Source organism: Pseudomonas sp. FW300-N1A1 (assembly GCF_058789115.1).
Window position 1 is genome coordinate 50,922 of record NZ_JBYTBK010000020.1, and the last position, 22,075, is coordinate 72,996.

The following is a 22,075-nucleotide window of genomic DNA, read 5'->3' on the forward strand; positions in this document are numbered from 1 at the left end:
TGCTCCTGAAATGAGATGTGCCCGGCAGTGGCGGCACTGCTTGTGGCGTGGGAGCAATATTAGAGAGGCGCAGATATACTTAAAAATACTATTTAAGAATGTTTATATAACTGAAAGAGCAACCCTCCCCGCACAGGCCCGCCAGAGCGTTCAGTGCAGGGGAATCACCGGCGTTCGTGCCCAATCCAGCTCGTGCGCCGGCATCGGGCGGCCAAACCAGTAGCCCTGGCCCAGGTCACACTCGTGCTCAAGCAGAAACGCCGCCTGCTCGACTTGCTCGATGCCTTCGGCATGCACTTGCATACCCATGCTTTGCGCAAGGGCGATGATCACCCGCACGATCGCCACGTCATCGTCATCCCAGGGCAAGCCGGCGACAAATCCCTGATCAATCTTGAGTTTCTGCACCGGCAGGCGCTTGAGGCGCAGCAGCGACGAATAACCCGTACCAAAGTCATCAATGGCCAGGCGCACCCCCAGTTCGCGCAAGCGGTGCATTTGCTCCAGCGCCACTTCAGGGTCATCCATCACCGCGCTTTCCGTCACCTCCAGCTCCAGGCAGGCCGGGTCCAGTCCCGTGTCATGCAGTACCTGGGCAACCCGCTCATACAGTTCGCGCCGGGCAAACAGCCGTGTGGAAACGTTCACCGCGATAAACGACAACCGCGCCCCGGCCTTCTGCCAGTCACACATTTGCCGGCACGCCTGCTGCATCACCCAGGCGTCGATCTCGGCAATCAACCCGGTGCGCTCGGCAATCGGAATGAACTCCGCCGGCGACACCAGCCCGCGTTGCGGGTGCTGCCAGCGAACCAGGGCTTCAACACCAACCAGACGGCTGGTCTTGAGGTCATGCACCGGCTGGTAATGGACCCGCAACTCTTGCTGCTCCAGCGCACGGCGCAGTTCGAAGGCAATCTCGACCCGGTGCTGGGCGTGGGCCGTCAACTCTTCGGTGTACAACGCATAACCATCGCGCCCGGCCCCCTTGGCCTTGAACAGCGCCGAATCGGCGTTGCGCAGCAATTGCTCGGCGCTCAGCGCATCGCTGGGGAACAGGCTGATGCCGACACTGGCATTGATGAACAATTGGTTGGCGTCGATCTGAAACGGCTCTTTCAGGCTATCAATGATCCGCTGCGCCAATGCGGCCGCCTGAACCAGCTGTGGGCAGCTCTCGGCCAACACCGCAAACTCGTCACCACCGAAACGCGCCAAGGTGATGCCCGGGCCGAACAGGTCACGCAGACGAGCCGCCACGGCCTTGAGCAACTGATCGCCAACGTTGTGCCCGAGGCAGTCGTTGATCAGCTTGAAGTAATCCAGGTCGATCATCAGCAAGGCGCACCCGCGTTTATGTGTCTGCGCGCTCGCCAGCGCCTGCTCGACGCGATCGCTGAACAACAGACGATTGGGCAAGTCGGTCAGCGGGTCGTGATGGGCCAGATGGATCAGTTCATGCTCGGAGTCCTTGATCGAGCTGATGTCGGAAAACACCGCCACGTAGTGACTGAGACGGCCGCGATCATCATGAATCACCCGGATGGTCTGCCATTGCGGATAGATCTCGCCGCTTTTGCGCCGGTTCCAGATTTCACCGCTCCACTCGCGGTCGTGCCTCAAGGTCTGAAACATGCTCTGGTAAAAATCAGGAGGGTGATGACCGGACTTGAACAGGTTAGGTGTGTGGCCCAGCACTTCTTCGGCCCGGTATCCGGTGATTTCCATGAAGGCTCGATTGACGTGGACAATCACGCCCTGGTGATTGGTCACCAGCACGCCTTCGTGAGTGCAGTCGAATACCGCCTGGGCCTGGCGCAATCGAGCGCGATTTTCAATGTGCTGGCGCAAGGTTGCGCCGATCCCCAGGCATCCCAACAACCGCGCCCGTGCCACGAAGATCAACCCGGCACTGAGCACCACCCACAGGTAACCGTTGATCAGTTGCCAGCGCGGGAGATCAGCGGATCCATCGAATATTTTGCTCAATAAATAACCAGTAACTTCCAGCCAGACGACGGAAAGCACCAGATAGAGCAGCGCTACACGCAAGGCATCGCGATGAGAAGCAGACATTCAGTCGTCCATGTCCCTACAAAAAAAGCGGGGATTATAGATTAAAGAAACATCCAGCCACTCTTATCTGAAAGGGCGACTGGTTTTATCTGTGTCCTGAGTGATAATGCGCCTGCTGTTTTTTCTTTATCGAGGGCCCTATAGCCTATGTGGTACGAAGGTTTACTCGGCTTGTCAGCCTGGCAACTGGTGGCGGTCACCCTGTTAATGACCCACATCACCATCGTGGGTGTCACCGTCTATCTGCATCGTTACTCAGCCCATCGCTCCCTTGAGCTCAATGCCGGCCTGAAACACTTCTTCCGCTTCTGGCTGTGGCTGACCACGGCGCAGAACACCCGCGAGTGGACCGCTATCCACCGCAAGCACCACGCCAAATGCGAAACCGTCGATGACCCGCACAGTCCCGTGATCAAAGGGCTGTCCACCGTCCTGCGCAAAGGTGCGGAGCTGTATCGCGCCGAAGCGGAAAACCCCGAGACGCTACGTATCTATGGCAAGAACTGCCCTGAAGACTGGATCGAGCGCAACCTCTACAGCCGTTTCCCACTATTGGGCGTGGCGATCATGGGTGTCATCGACCTGCTGCTGTTCGGCACCATCGGCATTACCATCTGGGCGATCCAGATGATGTGGATCCCGGTCTGGGCCGCTGGCGTCATCAATGGCCTGGGCCATGCCGTGGGCTATCGCAACTTCGAATGCCGTGACGCTGCGACCAACCTGGTGCCCTGGGGCATCCTGATCGGCGGTGAAGAGCTGCACAACAACCACCACACCTACCCTAACTCGGCAAAACTGTCGGTGAAGAAGTGGGAGTTCGACCTCGGCTGGGCCTGGATCCAGGTCTTCAGTTTCCTGCGCCTGGCCAAGGTTCAGCGGGTTGCGCCCATCGCCCACCGTGTCGAGGGCAAAGGCAATCTGGACATGGACACCGCCATGGCCATCCTCAACAACCGTTTCCAGATCATGGCCCAGTACCGCAAGCTGGTGATCGGCCCGCTGGTCAAACAAGAGCTGGAAAAGGTCGACCATTCGGTACGCCACCAATTCCATCGCGCCAAGCGCCTGCTCTCGCGGGAAACCAGCCTGCTGGATGACAAGCACCACCTGCGCATCCAGACCATGCTCGAGCACAGCCAGGCACTGAAGGTCATTTACGAAAAACGCCTGGCGCTGCAGCAGATCTGGGTCAAGACCAGTTCCAATGGCCACGACATGCTGGCGGCGATCAAGGACTGGGTCCACGAAGCCGAAGCCAGTGGTATTCAATCGCTGCGCGACTTCGCTCACCAACTGAAGACCTACTCGCTGCGCCCTGCCTGACACCATTGATCGGTGCGCCCCGTTCGCGGGCGCACCCACTGGAACTAAGCGCCAAATCCCCTCTCTCAAAGATCACTTCGTCATTCAGGCGGGCTTGGCTGCGGCCGCTGTCGAACGGCGGGCACGCCCTTTGAGAATTGTGTCGATGGTCAACGAAAACCCACAAGACCTCCCCCACCCACCGTGGCCCGAGACCGGGCAGAGCCTGACGGCCCTGATCGACGCTCAACGTGAAGTGGCGCGCCTGAGTGCGCGTGAGCAGTTGTTCAACGCGCTGCTGGTCAGCGTCAACGCCGTGCTGTGGGCCTTTGACTGGGAGACGCGTCGGGTGCTGTATGTCAGCCCGGCCTATGAACGACTCTTCGGTCGCTCTGCCGGCTTGCTGCTGGCGGACGTACAGCAATGGCGCGACAGCGTTTACCCGGACGATCTGGAGCATGCCGAGCGCAGCCTGGCCCAAGTGCTGGAAAAAGGTGCCGTGGAAGACCGCGAGTACCGGATTGTCACCGCCGACGGCCAGGTACGCTGGCTTCGCGACAAATGCTTCCTCAACCGCCTGGCCGAGCCTGGGCAGCCGGTGATGGTGGTGGGCATCGCCGAGGACATCACTGACAGGAAACGGCTTGAAACCGAGCTACAGCACCTTGCCACCACCGATGCGCTGACCCGAAGCAGCAATCGCCGGCACTTCTTCGAATGCGCCAGCCGCGAGTTCCAGCAGGCACGCCAGCAGGGTTCATCCCTGGCGTTCCTGTTGCTGGATATTGATAACTTCAAGCGCATCAACGACAGCTACGGCCATCAACTGGGCGATCTCGTCCTGCAGCAACTCGCCGAATGCGGACGCGCCGCCTTGCGCCGCGCGGACCTGTTCGGGCGCATTGGTGGTGAAGAGTTTGCCGCGGTGTTCCCCGGCTGCACGCCCCAGATGGCCAGGCACGTCGCCGAGCGTTTGCAGCGGGAAATCCAGCACTTGAGGTTCAACCATCAAGGGCAGACCTTCGGCATCACCGTCAGCCAGGGCCTGACGCTCCTGAGCGCCGACGACGAATGCCTCGACGCCCTCTACAGCCGCGCTGACGCCGCGATGTACGAAGCCAAGCGCCAGGGCAAGAACCGGATTATCTGTGGCTGACAGGCTCGCTCAGGGTTGGGTGTCAGGCTTGTTTTTTGCGCAAGCGCAGCAATTCCGGCAAGCCGATCTTGAGCAGGCGTGCCGTTCGACTGTTGGCCAGCGCCTCGACGCCCTCATGCTCAGTCAGGCGCGCCAGTTGTGCCGCCATGTTCATCACCAGTGCTTCCCGGGAGTAAACCCCGCCACCGAGCTGATAGACCGCTGCAATCAGCTCGCGCAGCTCCAGCGGTAGCCGCCAGCGCGTGCGCAGCGCCGAACCGTAAGCGGCGCCGAACGTTGCCAGCGCGTCGCCAACTTCCTCCAGGTCGTCCAGCTCGCCGCCGGCCAGCTTCCACTCCTGCAAGCAGCGCAACAGCGCCAGATCGCCTAGGCAATGAAGCATGCCGGCGCAGTAGCAGCGCTCCTGGTCAAGGTCGAGCAAACGCGCCAGGGTGCGGCCATATTCAGCCGTATGCAGTGACAACTCCCAGTAGCGTTCGGCGTAATCGGCCAGGCACGGGTCGCTCAACTTTGCGCTGCGCTTGAGGGCCAGGCCCAGAATCAGGTTCATGCTTTGCCCGGTACCCAGACGATGCAGGGCCTGGGACAAGGTCTGCACAGCATCACCCAGGTGCTGTGAGGCGCTATTGGCGGCGGCGATCAGGACGGCGGTGATCTGCGGGTCGGTCCGTACTTCCTCTTCCAGCACCTTCAGATCGAGGCCAGTAGGGTTCAGGCTGCGCTTGACCGCCCGTTGCACGTCGGTCAGCAGCGGCGCGCCGTCCGCCAGCTCCCGCCGACGCTCGAGGAAGACCGACAGGGTCATGCCCGGCGCCAATGCCGGGATGTCACAGGAAACCGTCTCCCCGGCGTTCAACAGCAAGTCCTGCAAACGCTGCGTCAGACCCTGCATGTTCAGAGGCTTGGTCAAGTAGGCCGTGGGGGCCAGCGGCAGCGCCTCGCGCACACTGGCGCTGTCGTTGCGGTGACTCATCAGAATGAACGGCAACACCGGGTTGCGTCGGCGTAGACGCACACTGCGCAGCAAACCCAGACCATCGACGCCGGGAAGCTCCCAATCGGCGATCACCAGGTCGTAGGGGTGCTGTTCCAGCCACTCCAGCGCCTGCCGGCCATCGGCGCACACATCCAGGCGTGCATCGCAGCGCACGTTCAGCAACACCTGCTTGAGCAGATCCCGAGACCAGGGATCGGCCTCGGCGATCAGCACGCGCGGTACGGCCGGTAAATCAACAGCAATCATCAATACACTCCGAGGCAATGCCTCGCACCTTAGACAATGCTGGCCCTTCGATACAGGGCCAAACCGGCCGATGTGTTTCAGGAGACCAAAAAAAACCCGCCGAAGCGGGTTTTTTGTCGATCAGGTCACACTGGGTGATCAGAGTTCCGAGAAGCACTCTTCGATGATCGCCAGACCTTTGTCCAGTTGCTCGTCTGGAGAAGTCAGTGGCACCAGTACGCGCAACACGTTGCCGTAAGTACCGCACGACAGCAGGATCAGGCCCTTGTCACGCGCCTTGGCCACAACCTTAGCCACAGCAGCAGCGTTAGGCTTGTGGCTGTCGCCGTTTTCGAACAGCTCGACCGCGATCATCGCGCCCAGGGCACGCACGTCACCGATCACCGGGTACTTGGCCTGGATAGCCTTGAGGCCCGTCACCAATCGCTCGCCAACAGCCTTGCAACGATCCAGCAGGTGCTCTTCTTCGAACACTTCCATCACGGCCAGGGCCGCGGCGCAGGCAATCGGGCTACCGGCATAGGTACCGCCCAGGCCACCAGGGGCGATGGCGTCCATGTATTCGGCCTTGCCGCACACACCAGCCAGCGGGAAGCCGCCAGCGATGGATTTGGCGAAGGTGGTCAGGTCGGCGGCAACGCCCATCTGTTCCATGGCGAAGAAAGTGCCGGTACGGCCAGCGCCGGTTTGCACTTCGTCTGCGATCAACAGGATGCCGTGCTGGTCGCACAAGGCGCGCAGGCGCTTCATGAACGCTTGAGGAGCGACGTAGAAACCACCTTCGCCCTGAACCGGCTCGATGATGATGGCGGCGATGTCACGCGGCTCGGCGTCGTTCTTGAAGATGCGCTCGATGCTGGCGATCGAATCGTCGATGCTCACGCCATGCAGTTCGTTCGGGTACAGCGCGCGGAAAATGCCGCCTGGCATCAGACCCATGCCGGCCGAGTACGGCACGACTTTACCGGTCAGGCCCAGGGTCATCATGGTGCGACCGTGATAGGCGCCGGTGAAGGCAATCACGCCGGCACGGCCAGTGGCGGCGCGGGCGATCTTGATGGAGTTTTCCACGGCTTCGGAACCGGTGGTCACCAGCAGGGTTTTCTTGGCGAAATCGCCTGGCACCTTGGCGTTCACTTTCTCGCACAGTTCCACGTACGGCTCGTAAGCCAGAACCTGGAAGCAGGTGTGAGTCAGCTTGTTCAACTGCTCGGTCACGGCGGCGATGATTTTCGGGTGCAGGTGACCGGTGTTCAACACGGCGATACCGCCGGCGAAGTCGATGAACTCGCGACCCTCAACGTCGGTCACGGTGGCGTTCTTCGCGGACTCGGCGAAGATCGGGTGAATCTGGCCAACACCGCGTGGTACAGCGGCTTCGCGGCGTTTCATCAAATCAGCGTTAGTCTTGCTCATTACAGTCCTCATTCGCCGCTCATCGGTCGGCGTGGCTCAAGGATTACGCGGCGGGGAGTCAACGGTGGCAGCATGCGATGATCGACTGCCACAGCGTTCCCGGCCACAGAGAAAATTCCGTGTGAAGCGCGCAAAGGGACAGCGCTCTCGTGCCCTTTGCGCTTGAAGCAATGCCTTGCCGGGCTTAGATGCCCAGGCAGAGGTATTTGATTTCCAGGTAATCCTCGATGCCGTACTTGGAGCCTTCACGGCCCAGGCCCGAGGCCTTGATGCCGCCGAACGGCGCGACTTCGTTGGAGATCAACCCGGTGTTGACGCCGACCATACCGTATTCCAGGGCTTCAGCCACGCGGAACACACGGCCCAGGTCACGGGCATAGAAGTACGAGGCCAGGCCGAACTCGGTGTCGTTGGACATCGCGATCACTTCGGCTTCGTCTTTGAAGCGGAACAGTGGAGCCAATGGCCCGAAGGTTTCTTCCTTGGCCACCGCCGCGCTTTTCGGCACGTTGGTCAGGATGGTCGGTTCGAAGAAGTTGCCTTCCATCACCTTGCCACCGGCCAGCAGGGTCGCGCCTTTGCTCAGGGCGTCAGCGATGTGCTCCTGGACCTTGGCCACGGCCTTGCCGTCGATCAGGGGACCGGTGGTGGTGCCGGCTTCCAGACCGTTGCCGATCTTGAGCTTGGCCACGGCCGCCTTGAGTTTCTCGGCGAACGCGTCGTAGACCGAGTCCTGGATGTACAGGCGGTTGGCGCAGACGCAGGTCTGGCCGTTGTTGCGGTACTTGGAAATGATCGCGCCTTCGACGGCCTTATCCAGGTCCGCGTCGTCGAACACGATGAACGGCGCGTTGCCGCCCAGTTCCAGGGACACTTTCTTGATGTCCTTGGCGCACTCGGCCATCAGCTGACGACCAATCTCGGTCGAGCCGGTGAAGGACAGTTTGCGCACGATCGGGTTGCTGGTCAGCTCGCTGCCGATGTCACCGGCACTGCCGGAAACCACGCTGAACACACCGGCCGGAATGCCGGCACGCTGGGCCAGTTCAGCCAGGGCGAACGCGGAGAACGGGGTTTGCGAAGCAGGCTTGAGCACCATGGTGCAACCGGCGGCCAAGGCCGGGCCGGCTTTACGGGTGATCATGGCGGCCGGGAAGTTCCACGGGGTGATTGCCGCGGTCACGCCGATGGGCTGCTTGATCACGATCAGGCGCTTGTCTGGCTGGTGGCCCGGGATCACGTCACCGTAGATGCGCTTGGCTTCTTCGGCGAACCACTCGATGAAGGAAGCGGCGTAAACGATTTCGCCCTTGGCTTCGGCCAATGGCTTGCCTTGCTCGAGGGTCATCAGGCGAGCCAGGTCGTCCTGGTTCTCGATCATCAGTTCAAACCAGCGACGCAACTTGGTCGCACGCTCTTTGGCGGTCAGTGCACGCCAGGCCGGCAGCGCCTTGTCGGCGGCTTCAATGGCACGGCGGGTTTCAACGGCGCCCATTTTCGGCACGGTGCCCAGAATTTCGCCCGTTGCCGGGTTGGTGACATTGATCGTCTGACCATTGTCGGCATCAACCCAGGCGCCATCGATGAAGGCTTGCTGGCGGAACAACAGGGTGTCTTTAAGCTGCATGTCGGCTTTCCTTAACAGCACCGCGATGACGCGGAGCGAATTATGATTGTAGAAAGGCGCCTTTTAGGCTGCCGTCAGGGAAATCATTCACCGGGCTGAAGCACATAAATAGCGCACTGAATGAAACTCGTGCGGTTCAGCACCCAGACAAGAGCGTTTGAAATCTCAAACGAATCCTAGGATCAAAGGGGGTAAAGGACAATAGGCTGTTCGAAAAAAAGAACGAAAACGCCGCATTTGCCCCATTTTTCTGATCAACGTAGCGAACACCCGCCGGGCGGGTGCAAAACATCAAGCGATTCAGCAGCATGGACGCCCGCAGCGCATATGAGTATCATGGCGCCCGCTGCACCAGTAGCTCAGCTGGATAGAGTACTGCCCTCCGAAGGCAGGGGTCGTGGGTTCGAATCCCGCCTGGTGCACCATACGCAAAACGAAAAAGCCTCAGGTCTCATGACCTGGGGCTTTTTTGTTTCTGGTGTCTGCCCCGTCCGGAACAACGCTTATACCTTCTGAGCTATTTTCAGGAGGACGCAATGGGTGCCGTCAAACAGCATGACGCCATCTTCATTTCGACAGCTCGCAATGCTCTACGTCATGAACGGACTGAACAACATGACAATGGCTCTGTGATGCTTTTTAGCCAAAGTCTGTACATTGAGTTTTCTTCCGTTTAACCAATAATCAGGGCCTTTCAAATCCCTGGATATTGGCCAGACATGGAAGGAATAGCACGTAGCTTCGCCTATTTTTCCTGCCCCGACACCGAGGCCATTGCGATCAATCGCGGCCGAGCCGTACAGATATTGCAGCACTACCTGCCCGCGCATCACTGCAAGCAGCTAATGCCAATGCTGATGTCGCCGATTACCCACCCACTCAGCCACGCGGTATATCCGGCCGAAGTACAGTGTCAAAAGCGGCGCCTGAAACTTGCCGCCAATGGTCACGAAGAGATCTTCAGGTGCTCTATGCGCTGGGCACCGTCCATGATCTGGGGCACACCGGGTTGATCCTGACAGCCAGCGGCCCCCGCCTGCTGGAGACCGATGCCCGCCGGCACTGCAGGCGGCCACCGGCAATGACCAGGTCGCCTTGACCTGCCTGAGCTATCTGGAGCCTTCACGCCTGGAGGCGCTGCCAAGTTTTCATAACGCCCGGTTTCGCCTCGGCGAAGGCGCGCCCGTGGCCCCCACTGTTGACTTGAACAGCTCACTGGGCGCGGTGTTCCTGTTGCACCCGCTAAGACCGATTACCGTACCTGCCGAGCCAGGGAAACAGATTGGTTGCAACCACCGACACCCCCGACAAAGGGGCTTGAGAAGGAAGAGAACGATGAGTCTGCACACCCGCACCAAACGATTGACCGTGCCACAACTGGTCGCGATGAAGGGACAACAGAAGATCGTTTCCCTGACGGCGTACACCAGTTCGATTGCCCGGCTGATGGATCCCTTTGTCGACTTCATCCTGGTGGGTGATTCGACCGCCATGGTTGGCTACGGCCGCTCATCTACCCTGGACATGAGCCTGGAAGAAACCATCGCCCACACCCGGGCGGTGGTCAGCAGCACCCGACTGGCCTGCGTGATCGCCGATATGCCGTTCGGCAGTTATCAGGAAACACCACAACAGGCCTACCGCAATTGCGCACAGGTCCTGGCGCGTACCGGCTGCGACGCGATCAAGCTGGAGGGTACGAAAGTCCTGGCCGACACCGTCGAGTTCCTGGTGCAACGGGGTATCCCGGTGATGGCACATATTGGCCTGATGCCGCAGTACGTCCACGCCATGGGCGGATTCAAGGCCCAGGGCATGAACGAAACCACTGCGCTGGCCATAGAAGCCGATGCCCGCGCGCACCTTCAGGCCGGTGCCTTCAGCCTACTTCTCGAAGGGGTCGCCGAAGGTGTGGCGCGGCGCATTACCGAGCTTTCGCCGATGCCCACCATCGGCATCGGTGCCTCACCCGCCTGCGACGGTCAAGTGCTGGTGACAGAAGACATGTTGGGCCTTGGCGGCGAACACGTGCCGCGCTTCGTCAAGCAATATGCCGATGTCGGTGCACTGATCAGCGAGGCCTGCGAACAGTTCGCCGCGCAAGTGCGCGACGGCACTTTCCCCGAGGCCAGACACTGCTATGGCGTCAACTGAAGACGTGGCACTCAACATTCATCACGTATAGCCTGGGCGAGCAATTTCAGGGCATGGTCGATGTCCTTGCTCCAGTCGATGGTGTAGCTCAGGCGCAAGTGATGCTGCCAGGCGCCTTGCTGGCTGAACATTTCGCCGGGAGCAATCACGATGCGCTTGGCCAACAGGCGCTCGAACACCCGGCGCATATCCACCGGGCGCATGGCCTTCATCCAGATCGCAGCACCGCCCTGGGGGGTGATCATTTGCAACTGGCCTTCGGTATGTTCGTGCAGCAAGCCCTGCATGCGCTGCATACGATCGAGCAGCATGCTGCGCAGCACCTGTGTGTGCTGGTCGATGCGGCGCGTGGCAAACAACTTGGCAATTGCCTTTTGCCGGATAGGTGAAAGGCGAAAGGCACGCTCTAGAAACAAGCGGTGAAACTCCGCGCCCTGCAGACGACACAGGATGTAGCCATAAGGCGCCTCCGAACCGATGATTTTGTCGAACGTGGAAAACACCAGCAACCGTTCCGGATCGGCGAAGTCACGGTAGCGCGAGGCACCGGGTACAAAACTGAATTCGCCATAGCTGTCGTTCTCGAAAAGCCAGATCCGACGCTCCGCCAGCCAGCGGCACACCTGTTGTTTGTCTTCGGCGGGCATCAAGCTGCCATGGGGAATGCTCACGGTCGACGACAATACCGCCAGGCGTATCGGTTCGCGCTGTATCAACTGCTGGACCTTTTGCAGATCAAAACGGCCGTCATCACCCAGGGGCATTTCGATCACGCGGATTCTGGCAACTTGCAACTGCCGCAAAATGGCCCAGGAACAGGGAGACTCTACCAGTGCCACCATCCCGTGCAGATTCAGCGCCTCCAGGGACAACTCCAGCACGCTGCGCAAATCCGAACCGATGTACACATGTTCGGCGCGCCAGTAGCACGTGGTCGAATGGGTGTAGCGATCAGCCAGAACGCTACGCAACTCGGTCTCGCCGAAAGGCTGGTAAAGCGGTGCATGGGAGCGCGGGTACTGACGCGTCAGCTCACGCTCCATCATCAATAGCGGGTTCTCCAACGATAACAACATGGCCGGTGCATCACTGCTGAGCGCCAGCATCCCCGGTTGTCGGGCATTGGCGAACACATTGTCGAGCAGGTTCGCCGCCCCCTCGTTGAGCGGTGCGGTGGGCATTGCCCGGGTGTAGTAGCCGAGCTTGGGCCTGGCGTAAATGCGCCCCTCATCTTCCAGCAGGGAATAGGCGTATTTGGTCGTGGACACCGACACATTCAAGCGCAGCGCCAATTGGCGCAGAGACGGCAACTTCTGCTGGCCCTCGGGGTTGTTGGCTTCGATCAACTCGACGAGGTAGCGGTAGACCGCCTGATAGGCAAAGGTCGAATCTTTACTTGGGTTCATGCTCAATCGCTTTAAATCCTGGTGCGTTAGGTACTGCGCTTGCCCATGCGAGGTCATGCTCGCGGGGTCAATACTCGCACTCGGCCATCCATGCCGACACTCAGGCTTGTACCGCGGCCAGTCGGTAAAAAAGCGCACATCAGTGGCGAAACGCTTCGATTGCAGCACAAGTGCCGGGCAAGGTCGACGCCTCCATCTGTGTCACCCAGAGGTGACTTTGCCGTCAAGCAGGGAACCCATCTTCAGCAGTCCTGCCGGCAATTTCCAGCGATTTCAAGATGACCGAACAAGGTGACAGACATGTGCACCGATCATGGACCAGGCTTATTCACAAGCACACAGAGCGCAGATTGCGCAGGCAAGGGACGCTAACGCAAGCCGGGTGACCCTGCATGCCAGTGGTGAAAACGCGCTCCCTGCAACGGCTTATGCGTCGCTAGGGGTAAAAGATAAACAGCTGGACAGTTATGATCGAGCACCGCCAACGACTTCAGGACTGCCTGTTCGATCACGGCATTGAATGGTGTAATGCCGGCCGGGCGGCCAAAGAATGGTTGCCGCCACGCCCGGGAACCGATTCGGGCATCGCGCGCAAAGAGCGACACGAAGGTGTATCTGGCACCCTTTTTAACCAACAAGGATTGGCCTGCCGCCAATTGAGTGATTTTTGCACGGACGGTTTCTATCCCTACTCATCACACTGGTCCTGATGGCCGGTTGCTCAACGACGCCGCCACGTGAGCAAAGCAATATTTGCAGCATCTACCGCCAATACCCGGACTGGTACGAAGATTCGCTGGAAATGGAAAAGGCCTGGGGCCTCCCGCCCCACGTGGCGATGGCGATCATCAAGCAGGAAAGCAGTTTCGTCGAAGACGCCCTGCCCCCTCGCGACTATTTGCTGTGGGTGATTCCCTGGGGCCGGGTCAGCTCGGCGTATGGCTATGCCCAGGCGCAGGACCCGGTGTGGGGCGAGTACAAAGACGGCACCGGCAATGGTGGTTCGCGGGACAACTTCGACGATGCGATCATGTTTGTCGGCTGGTACGCCACCGGCACCCAGCGCCAGCTGGGGATTTCCAAGTGGGATACCTACAACCAGTACCTGGCCTACCACGAAGGGCGCGGCGGGTTCAGTCGCCAGAGTTATCGGCAGAAGCCGTGGCTGATGCAGGTCGCGCGCAAGGTCGAACAACAGGCCAAGGATTACAACTGGCAGCTCAAGCAATGCCGGGCTGAACTGGAGAGCAGCCGCAGCTGGTGGTAGGGTCAGGCGTTCGGCGTACCGCCCTCTTCGCCATCCAGGTCACCTTCCTCGTCCTCGTCGTCATCCTCTTGCTCGTCGTCGAGGAGAAAGTCCTTGCGGGCCTCGGTAATCGCCCGGCGCATCTCCTCGCCCTTGATCGGGCAGTTGAGCAATTGGGCAATACGGTCGATACGTTGTGTCACAGCTGGCCTCCAACTCGCCAGGAATTGGTTCGATAGTGCTCGCTTTCCACGATCGACGCCAATGCCCTGAACGCTCAGGCCGCCATTGCCCGGTAAAATAGGGCCGCTAAACCTCCTGACGGGTCTGCGTGAGTGTCGCCCTCGCCTCCTCCAGCAACACCGGTGGGTGCAGGTGCTTGCGGGTCTGCGGATCGGTGCGCAAGCAACCGGTCACCACATGGCTGACATCCCCCGCTTCATCGTTGTGGATCACCATGGTCCCCGGGTAACGCAGTTGCGTCAGGTGCTCGGTGGACAACTTGAAACTGGCTTTGAGCCCTTTGTCGTCGACCACCGGTGCCGGCAAGCGGCGCCGGGCGAAGCTTTTGCTCTTGCGTTGCTGGTAGCGAGCCCAGGAAATCAGGATCACCGCATTGAGCAGCGCCACCCACAGGTAGATCTGCAAGGTGCCGAGGGCATCAAACACCGAGACGTCGATACGCGGTCCACCCCGGGTGTCGAGCAGCGGCCAGAGCCCATGCACCAGCAAGTAGAGCAAGCCAACCCAGGCCAGCACCGTGAAAAACGCGTCGACCACCACCAGGAAAGGTCGTTGGCGGGTTCTGATGATTTTCATTTCTCCAGCACCTCTTCATCGTCATCGTTCAGCGGCTTGATGCCACGGTCGGGGCTGACCCACCGCGCTCGTTTCTGATGTCGGCCGAACAGCACCTTGGGAAAACTGACCAAGGTGGTGAGCAGGCTGATAAACCAGAACACCAGCGGGTACCAGACCACCCAGAACATGACCTTCCACAGGCCACGCTCGTAGCGGCGGTCGATCAGAATGCTGACTGCGAACTGCAGCAGGCAGACCATCGCCAGCAGCAGCCCGGTGAAGGCCGGCGGCAGCAAGTGATGCACGGCGATGGCCTCTGGCATGGCAACGAACTTGCCCACGCCCCAGAACACCACCGACAGCAAAAAGGTGAAGGCCCAGCCAGTGGACAGGCAGTATTCGAACAGCAACGGCCAGAGGTAACGATGGCGGTATTGCCAGATGCCGCGAATATTCTTGAACAGCACTTCGGCGCCCCCCTGGGCCCAGCGCAAGCGCTGCTTCCACAAGCCACCGAGGGTTTCCGGCATGAGGATCCAACACAGCGCGCGCGGCTCGTAGAAGATGCTCCAGTGGTCCAGTTGCAGCTTCCAGCTGATGTCGATGTCTTCGGTGATCATGTCCGGGCTCCAGTAGCCCACCCGGTGCAATGCCGAACGCCGGAATGCCACGATCACCCCGGACACGGTAAAGATCCGGCCGAACACCCGCTGCGTACGCTTGATCAAGCCGATGATCGAGGAGAATTCACCGACCTGGACCCGTCCGACCAACGTGGAGCGGGTACGAATGCGTGGGTTGCCGGTCACCGCGCCCAGACGGGCGTTGTCCAGCATCGGCGCCACCAGATAGGCGGCGGTGTTCGGTGCGAGCAAGGCGTCGCCGTCGATGCACACCAGGTACTCGCTGCGCGCGGCAACTGCGCCCATGCGCAAGGCCACGGCCTTGCCCTGGTTTTCCGCCAGGTGCAGCACCCGCAGGCGCGGATCCTCGGCCGCCAGGGCATCCAGCACCTGGGCCGTGTTGTCCTTGGAGCCGTCGTTGATCGCAATCACTTCGATGTTCGGGTAGTGCTGGCCGAGCGCCGCGTGAATGGTGTCGGCGGCGTTGTCACCTTCGTTGTAGCAAGGGATCAGGATCGAGATCAGCGGCTCACCGGCCAGTGGCGGCGGCAACGTGTCCGCCTCCCACGGCCAGTGACGCTCCCAGTGCAACCAGAAATACAGGCCGCCAGCGATCCACAGCCCGGACATGAACAGGGGATAGAAAAACACGAAGTCCATCAGGAATTGTCCGGTGACCAGGAAGATCACGCCCAGGGGAATCCCCAGCACGATCGCCAGTACCAACAGGGCTAGCAGTCTGTCCAGCATGTCAGGGATTCCATTTGTTGGAGAGCGCGGGACGCACGGTTTTCAGGTCCGGCTGGTTCTCGAGGAAGTTGTCCGGGTAGTAGCCAAAACTGCTGGCACCCTGGCGCTTGAGCCGCCCCATCCAATCCGCCAGTTGCTTACCGTCCAGCGCTGCCGCTGCGTCCTGGCGGGTCCAGTCACGGGCCTGCAACTCGAACACCGTGCGGTCCAGCGCGCCGGGACGAGACTTGACGGTGGCCACCAGCGTTTCCAGCCAGGCCCCGGACTGCTCACGGGTCTTGCCCTCCATCAGGGGCATGGCCATGGGCGCGGTCCAGTCGTAGGCACCGAGAAAGTCATCGAGGTTTTGCGCAAACCAGACTTCGCTTGATGGATTGAGCATCGGCTCGGCAAACAGGTTGCGGGCGGTCTGCACCTGGGGTCCGCGAATGGCGCGGACCCTGGCGGTGAGTTCGTGGGTGAAATCGATCAGGTAGCGGCTCTTGAAGCGGCTCCAGCGTTGCATCGTCGCCGGGTCGCCACGCAGTGCCGCCATCGAGCCCGGCAAGCCGTTGGCGGCGTAGACCTGCAGTGCCTGGGGGCTGGCGTCTTCGAAGTCCGAGAGCAAGGCGTCGTCGTGGTAGAGAATGCCGTCGACCGAGGTCAGGCGCGCGACGTCTTCGTAGATCTCGCCGATGATCCGCCGCACGTTCGGGTCGAATGGCGACAGGCGCCGGTACTGGTCGGGATCCACCGAGGCCTTACCGGTGGCCGGGTCCCAGCGAGTCACCCGGGGCAAGGCCGGATCAAGGTCAAAGCTGAGCACGGGCATCCAGGCGAAGACTTTGACGTTGGCGCGCGTGCGCAGTTGCCAGGCGACGCGGTCGAAAATGTCGGCGCGCACCGGCAAATGACGGTTGGGGAAGTACAGCGAATGCACCAGCCCGTCACCCTTGGGGTCGGCGAAGGCTTGCAGGAACACCGTGTTGGCGCCCATGTCGGCCATGCGCTGGATCAGCTTGCCGAGGTTGATGTCCTGCTGCGCCGGGTCCGGGTCATAGACATTGTCCAGATCCACATGCACCACGCGCATCGGCGAGTCGGATTGCACTGCCACGATGCTGTTGGCGAAGTGTTCGCCGTCCGGGTCCGAGGCCACCAGGAAGCGCGGGCTGCTCATCAGGTTATCGAGGCTGTCCAGGCCGTCATCCAGGGTCAGCGCCATCTGGTAGCCCTGCTCGCCCACGACGCGCAACGCCGTACCGTCGGCAGCGCCGTAAGGCCAGACCCAGACCCGGGGGGCGTAACCGGTGGCGGCGCGAATCTTCGCCGAGATGGCGGCCACGTCACTGCGCAAGCGGCGCTCAAACTCAGCCTCGGTTTCATAACGCTTGGCGATGGCGTCGTAGCGACGGGTGGCCGCCGCCGGTTGCAGGTTGCCCTGTGGATTGGCCAGCACGCCTTTGTGGTTGGCGTCGGTGTGGGCGGCAATTTCCACCAGCCCGGAACGGGATATCTCGCGAACCTGCGCCCAGGTCAGAAAGTCCGAACGCTGGCGCGGGGTGCCGGCAAAGTCCACCGGTTGATTGAGCGGTGTGTCGACCCAACTGCCGACCGGTGCCAGCAACGCTGGCCAGTGGTAGGCCCGCAACACCGGCATGACCCGGGTGTAGAAGCTCGAATAACCGTCGTCGAAACTCAGCAGGATCGCCTTGGGCGGCAGCTCGGGACCGCCATTGCGCGCCGCCATGATCTGGTCGACGGTGACCGCCTGGTAGTGGTTCTCCCGCAGCCAGGCCAACTGCTCGATCAAGCGCTCGGTGCGCACGGCCACGACGGCCTGGTCCGGGTCACGATCTTCGACATCGTGATAGGCAATGCCCAGCACGTGGTTCTTCGGCCACGGCTTTTCATTGGCGGCCAGCGGACGTTCCGATGGCGGCGCGAAGGCCGGGGCCTGCTGGGCGCACGCGGTGAGCAGCAATACCCCCAGCAGCAGGATGCAGCGTGTCATTGCAGGCATGATCTAACTCTTCTAGAAGCGATAAGTGAGGTCGATGACCAGGCGCAGATCGCTTTCGCGATCACCGTCATAGGGTCGGTTGAGCCAGCTCACGGCGGCACCGGCCTCAAACACGTCGTTCCAGCTGACGCGTTGGCCATAACTGAGCAGGCCGATGGCCCCCGTGCTGTAGTCGCGCTGGCTGTACGTCCCGGCGCCTGCCTGGAACTGCTGGCTCCACGAGGTTTCGTAGCGGTGATAAAGCACGTGGTTGGCGCTCACCGTCGGCAACACGCTGAAGTCGGACTTGGGGTTGAAATACGGCACGTCGGCATTCTTCGAGTTGTGGCTGCTGCCGACCTCCAGGCCCAGGTCGACCTGCAGGCCTGGCGCGCTGTACACGCCTTCGCGGCCGGTGAGCAACGCTTCGAAGCGGTTGTTGCCATCGCTGAAGTGCGACGGGCTCAGCGCCAGCTTCCACTCACGACTTTCGTTGGCGCGCCAGCGTACGAAACCGCTGCCGCCATTGGCGCTGATGTCGCTGTTCAAGGCCCGTAACGGGGTGTCGGCCGACAGATAGTCGAGGCTGCCTCCGTACTGCCAGTGATCGTTGATGTCCCGGGCCAGCGCCACGCGCGCACCGGTTTTGTTGCCGTAGCCGTAGGCGTGATTGGAGACTTCCGCCTCCAGGGTCATGTCGCGGGTTCGCCGCTCCACGCCCAGACGCTGCCAACGGTGGTGACCGGTGCCCTCCTGGAAGTCGCCAGTGGCGTAGCCGGCACCGCCAAACAGGCGCCAATCCTCGTCGATCGGAGGACTGTAGAGCAGGGTCTCGATCCCGAAATCCCGGGTGCCGCTGACAGCGCCTGCGCCGTTATCACCGCCGCCGTAGCTCTTGCCGCCATAGGTCGACACCCGCAACTCGGCCATGTCATGGACTTCACGCAAACGCTGCAGGCGCTGTACCTGGCGGTTGTCCGGGAAGCGCGCCCCCACGTCATCAGTCAGGGCATCGAGTTGGCGCCACTCCTGCAAGTCCAGCGCAGTGTGCCCCTGCCCGACTTCCAGCCCGACATCCCGCGGCACCATGCTCTCGGTTTCCTTGAGCAAGCTTTCCGAACGGCGCGGCCAGTCGCGGGCGCGGTACAGGTCCGCCTGGGCCAGACGTAGACCGGTGTTGCCTGGCGCCTGCTCGACCAACGTCGCCAGGCGCTGCTCGCCAGTGGGCAAATCAGCGCCATCGGCGCCGGCCTGGGCGGCCAGTTGCTGGGCATCCATCCACTTATCGTTGGGGTTGCCCACCGGCAGGCCCTTGAGCTCGACCCGCGGCTTCTGGCTCTGGGCCAGGCTCTCGGCCAGCTTGCGCGCCTCCACCGGTTGATCGCTTTCGAGCAGGGCGTAATACAACGCCGTGCTGTCTTCGAGGCGGTCGCCAGCATCGGCATCCGGCGCGGCAAGCACCTGTCGATACAGCTCGACAGCCACCTCTGGTTGGCGTTGATCGAGGTAAGACGCCGCGACCCAGCGCAGCGCATAGGTCGGCATCGCCACGCCTTCACGGGTCAGTTGCTGGTAGTCGCCAATCACCTCGGCGGTACGCGCACGGGCCTTCAGCGCCCCCACGCGGTCGATGCGCCAGCGCGTCACGTCGTCGTGGGCCTGGGCGTCCGGGGTCCAGGTCTTGAGTAACTGGTCGTAGTCGGCCAGGGCACGGTCAGCGATGAGGTAGCGCTCCTTCTCGCTGCGCGTGGCCAGTTCCGCCAGCCGTACTCGCTCGGCGGCCACGTCGCCTTCGATACGGCGCAACAGGGTCGGATCGATCAACCCCGGGCGTTGACGGGCCAGGCGCAAGGCCGGCTCCGGCAAGCGCGCCCGTTGCAGGGCGATCACGTATTCGCGGGCCACGTCAGGGTTATTGCCGGCGCGCATGAACGCCTGGTCGTACTCGAACAACGCGTCGTAAGTCGCCCCGGCACGGGTCAAGGCATACGCCAGCGCCAGGCGGCGAGTCGGGTCTTCAGGTTTGGCCGCCACCAGGGCTTTGGCGCGGTTGACAGCCTCTATAGGTTGGCCGGCGTCGGCCTGGGTCAGTGCCAGCCCCAACTGCAAGTCGGCATTTTTGGGGTCACGCGCCAACGCTTTCTGGTACAGCGCCGTGGCCGAGTCCCAGCGTTTGAGGTTGCGGTAAGCACGCGCCGTGGCTGTCAGGGCTTGAACCGGTAACTGCCGATGGCGGGCTTGGGTTTCATAGACCTCGACCACTTCACTGTCGAGCCCGGCCCAACTGGCAATCTGCAAGTGATCGCTGACCTGGCCGACGGTCAACTGGCTGGCGGGCACCTGACGCAGCACGCCCAGCGCGGGAGTGTAATGGCCGGCCCGGGCCTGGCGGACCAGGTCGTCGTAGGCGGTATCGGCAAACGCCAGCGTCGGCCAGAGCAATTGACTGCACAGGGCCATGCCGATGATCGGGCGCAGGTAAGAGTGAGGGGTACGCAACATTCGCAAGCTTCCTGTACGAGGAAAGCTGGAGCGATGGGTTCCCCTGATCACTGCATATCAGGCGGCCGGTGCCCTATGACACCGCCAAGCTATCCTGCGGTGAAGTCTTCCATGTCGGAGAAAGCCAAAAGACGAATCCGCATATTTCTTCAGAATCGTCCTACACAGCAAAACGCCCGGTCCATCCGCGAGAACGGATGGCCGGGCGTTTCGATGAAGCCGTATGGTGTGGTGTTTACTGGATCTCGCCAGTGCTACCCAGCTTGCTCATCACAAAACCGACAAACTGATCGACGGTCATTTTCTGGCCGTTGAAGTCCACCTGATCATTGGCATAGTGCAGTTTGGAAACAATGTTGTTGCCGTCCAGGGTCGCCAGTTGCGTACCGACAGCCATGCCGCTGACCATGTCGCTGGTCGCGGTGGCTTGCTCGGCAATGGCCTTGGCGTCGGTCTGGCCTTCCAGTTGCGCCTGCACGCTCACCAGGTCGGTGATCATCGGCTTGGAGATGTGCAGGTTGAAGTCCAGCAGCGCTATCAGCTGGCGGACCAGTTGGTCTTCCGGCAGATCCATCGATTGCGGCTTGGTCAGGTCGATCACCAGGCTGGCGCGGCTTTCGCCATTGGGGGTGGTGAACGAGAAGTTCTCCAGGGCGATTTGCGGCTGGGCAGCCAGCAGCTTTTCCAGATCGGCCTTGACCTGGACCTGTTCGGCTTCCGTCAGGTTCAGCTCGGGTAGCGGTTCACCCGCGGCTTCTGCCGCAGCGGCCGCTGCTTCGTACGGTTGCAGCTTGGCCTGGTAGACCTGCACCAGCGACAAGGTCGACGGGATGTCGAGGTTCTTCATGCTCCAGGCCATTTTCGCCGAACCAATGGCCTTGTCGTTGAGCGTCACCTCGCCAATGCGGTAGTCGGCACGTCCAGCGGCGTTGGTGCCCGATTCACTGGTGACGGTCTTCATCTCGGTTTTCTTGAAGTTCAGCACCGATGACTGCTCACCGAAGGTGGTGCGGGTATTGCTGATCTCGACCGTGTTATCGCCCAGGTAGTAGCCGTAGCTGCTTTTGTTGAGGTTGCTGGCCATGGTCAGGCCATTGAGTTCGATTTTCACCGGGCTCTGGTCTTCGGCAACGCTGGTCAGCGTCAGGTTGTCCATGTAGCCAGTGGCTTTGACCTTCTGTGCCTCGGCGCTGGCCGAGACTTCCATGTTCAAGCCAGAAAACTTCAGCGTGGACTGGTCATCCAGCGCCGCGTCGACGGGCAGCAATTCAAGCGTGCCGCTGATCGCTCGGTCGTAGCCGAGGTTAACCACGCCCTTGAGCGGAGACACGTCCTTGGTGGCGGCAAACCATTTTTCGGTGAGCGGGGTCTTTTCCAGGGAGTAATGACTGGTGGCCATCACCGGCAACCATTTCAGCGACACCAGGCGCGAGAATGGCAGTGGGCCATGCTCGATTCGGTCGGCAAACAGCAGCTCGACGCCGTCAGCATGCTCGCCGAACATCTCGCCCTGGCCCTTGAGGCGGTAGCGGGCGGTACTGCTGAACAGATGGCGCTCCAGCGACACCAGCTCCAGGGTCGCGGTGCCGTTGGAGCCAATCATCGCCGCTTGCAGCTCTTTGTTCGCATCAGAGAGAGAAGTTTGCAACACCCCTTCGAGCTTGGTGCCGGTGTACCAGGCGCCACCTGCGCTGATTGCACCAAGGGCCACGACGATTCCAAGAAGTACGCCTGCTGATTTATTCATGAATGACCTGATCAATTGTCCATTGTTGAAGGTGTAGTCGTC

Annotated in this window: 16 protein-coding genes and 1 tRNA gene; 6 read left to right on the top strand and 11 right to left on the bottom strand. The window is 61.2% G+C overall.

Features of this window, described 5'->3' with window-relative positions; translation table 11 throughout:
- Positions 1–150: 150 nt before the first annotated feature.
- Positions 151–2,076 (bottom strand): phosphodiesterase DibA, encoded by a 1,926-nt coding sequence (gene dibA / locus AC3WQN_RS15295; protein ID WP_103399592.1) that lies wholly within the window; start codon positions 2,074–2,076, stop codon positions 151–153.
- Positions 2,077–2,223: 147 nt separating this feature from the next.
- Between dibA and desA the strand changes: the two genes are divergently transcribed.
- Both desA and AC3WQN_RS15305 read left to right on the top strand, forming a co-directional pair.
- Entirely contained in the window at positions 2,224–3,402 is a 1,179-nt protein-coding gene (gene desA / locus AC3WQN_RS15300) for a delta-9 fatty acid desaturase DesA (protein ID WP_095082069.1), read from the top strand.
- A gap of 145 nt (positions 3,403–3,547) precedes the next feature.
- Positions 3,548–4,537 (top strand): GGDEF domain-containing protein, encoded by a 990-nt coding sequence (locus AC3WQN_RS15305; protein ID WP_103399593.1) that lies wholly within the window; start codon positions 3,548–3,550, stop codon positions 4,535–4,537.
- Between the two features lie 22 nt (positions 4,538–4,559).
- Here the strand turns inward: AC3WQN_RS15305 and AC3WQN_RS15310 are convergent, their stop codons facing one another.
- From AC3WQN_RS15310 to gabD, 3 genes are all read right to left on the bottom strand, one after another.
- Positions 4,560–5,780: a response regulator gene (locus AC3WQN_RS15310; protein WP_103399594.1), complete on the bottom strand. Its 1,221-nt coding sequence runs from the start codon at positions 5,778–5,780 to the stop codon at positions 4,560–4,562.
- A gap of 138 nt (positions 5,781–5,918) precedes the next feature.
- Complete coding sequence (gene gabT, locus AC3WQN_RS15315) at positions 5,919–7,196, bottom strand: 4-aminobutyrate--2-oxoglutarate transaminase (protein WP_103399595.1); 1,278 nt, start codon at positions 7,194–7,196, stop codon at positions 5,919–5,921.
- Between the two features lie 184 nt (positions 7,197–7,380).
- Positions 7,381–8,823 (bottom strand): NADP-dependent succinate-semialdehyde dehydrogenase, encoded by a 1,443-nt coding sequence (gene gabD / locus AC3WQN_RS15320; protein ID WP_095144485.1) that lies wholly within the window; start codon positions 8,821–8,823, stop codon positions 7,381–7,383.
- A 348-nt stretch (positions 8,824–9,171) separates the two neighbouring features.
- Here gabD and AC3WQN_RS15325 point away from each other — a divergent pair.
- The 3 genes from AC3WQN_RS15325 to panB all read left to right on the top strand — a co-directional run bounded on the left by AC3WQN_RS15325 (position 9,172) and on the right by panB (position 10,977).
- Positions 9,172–9,248 (top strand) — tRNA-Arg (locus AC3WQN_RS15325).
- A 294-nt stretch (positions 9,249–9,542) separates the two neighbouring features.
- Positions 9,543–9,836: a hypothetical protein gene (locus tag AC3WQN_RS15330; RefSeq protein WP_103399596.1), complete on the top strand. Its 294-nt coding sequence runs from the start codon at positions 9,543–9,545 to the stop codon at positions 9,834–9,836.
- Between the two features lie 322 nt (positions 9,837–10,158).
- Positions 10,159–10,977, top strand: coding sequence for a 3-methyl-2-oxobutanoate hydroxymethyltransferase (gene panB / locus AC3WQN_RS15335; protein WP_103399597.1), 819 nt, complete (start codon positions 10,159–10,161; stop codon positions 10,975–10,977).
- Between the two features lie 11 nt (positions 10,978–10,988).
- Here panB and AC3WQN_RS15340 read toward each other — a convergent pair whose 3' ends face one another.
- Positions 10,989–12,383 carry an aminotransferase-like domain-containing protein gene (locus AC3WQN_RS15340; RefSeq protein ID WP_103399598.1) on the bottom strand — a complete coding sequence of 465 codons (1,395 nt, stop codon included), beginning with the start codon at positions 12,381–12,383 and terminating at the stop codon, positions 10,989–10,991.
- Between the two features lie 667 nt (positions 12,384–13,050).
- Between AC3WQN_RS15340 and AC3WQN_RS15345 the strand changes: the two genes are divergently transcribed.
- Positions 13,051–13,650, top strand: coding sequence for a transglycosylase SLT domain-containing protein (locus tag AC3WQN_RS15345; RefSeq protein ID WP_492589049.1), 600 nt, complete (start codon positions 13,051–13,053; stop codon positions 13,648–13,650).
- Positions 13,651–13,652: 2 nt separating this feature from the next.
- Here AC3WQN_RS15345 and AC3WQN_RS15350 read toward each other — a convergent pair whose 3' ends face one another.
- The 6 genes from AC3WQN_RS15350 to AC3WQN_RS15375 all read right to left on the bottom strand — a co-directional run bounded on the left by AC3WQN_RS15350 (position 13,653) and on the right by AC3WQN_RS15375 (position 22,033).
- The gene (locus AC3WQN_RS15350) at positions 13,653–13,832 is read right to left on the bottom strand and encodes a hypothetical protein (protein WP_103399600.1); all 180 of its coding nucleotides are present in this window, start codon (positions 13,830–13,832) and stop codon (positions 13,653–13,655) included.
- A gap of 106 nt (positions 13,833–13,938) precedes the next feature.
- On the bottom strand, positions 13,939–14,448 hold the full coding sequence (gene pgaD, locus AC3WQN_RS15355; protein WP_103399601.1) for a poly-beta-1,6-N-acetyl-D-glucosamine biosynthesis protein PgaD: 510 nt from the start codon (positions 14,446–14,448) through the stop codon (positions 13,939–13,941).
- A complete protein-coding gene (gene pgaC, locus AC3WQN_RS15360) occupies positions 14,445–15,803 on the bottom strand; it encodes a poly-beta-1,6-N-acetyl-D-glucosamine synthase (protein WP_103399602.1) in 1,359 nt (452 codons plus the stop codon). Before pgaC ends, pgaD begins: the two co-directional genes overlap by 4 nt.
- Before the next feature lies 1 nt (position 15,804).
- Positions 15,805–17,805 (bottom strand): poly-beta-1,6-N-acetyl-D-glucosamine N-deacetylase PgaB, encoded by a 2,001-nt coding sequence (pgaB, locus tag AC3WQN_RS15365; RefSeq protein ID WP_103399603.1) that lies wholly within the window; start codon positions 17,803–17,805, stop codon positions 15,805–15,807.
- A gap of 12 nt (positions 17,806–17,817) precedes the next feature.
- Complete coding sequence (gene pgaA / locus AC3WQN_RS15370; protein WP_103399604.1) at positions 17,818–20,286, bottom strand: poly-beta-1,6 N-acetyl-D-glucosamine export porin PgaA; 2,469 nt, start codon at positions 20,284–20,286, stop codon at positions 17,818–17,820.
- 235 nt (positions 20,287–20,521) lie between these two features.
- A complete protein-coding gene (locus AC3WQN_RS15375) occupies positions 20,522–22,033 on the bottom strand; it encodes a YdgA family protein (protein ID WP_103399617.1) in 1,512 nt (503 codons plus the stop codon).
- Between the last annotated feature and the right edge of the window lie 42 nt (positions 22,034–22,075).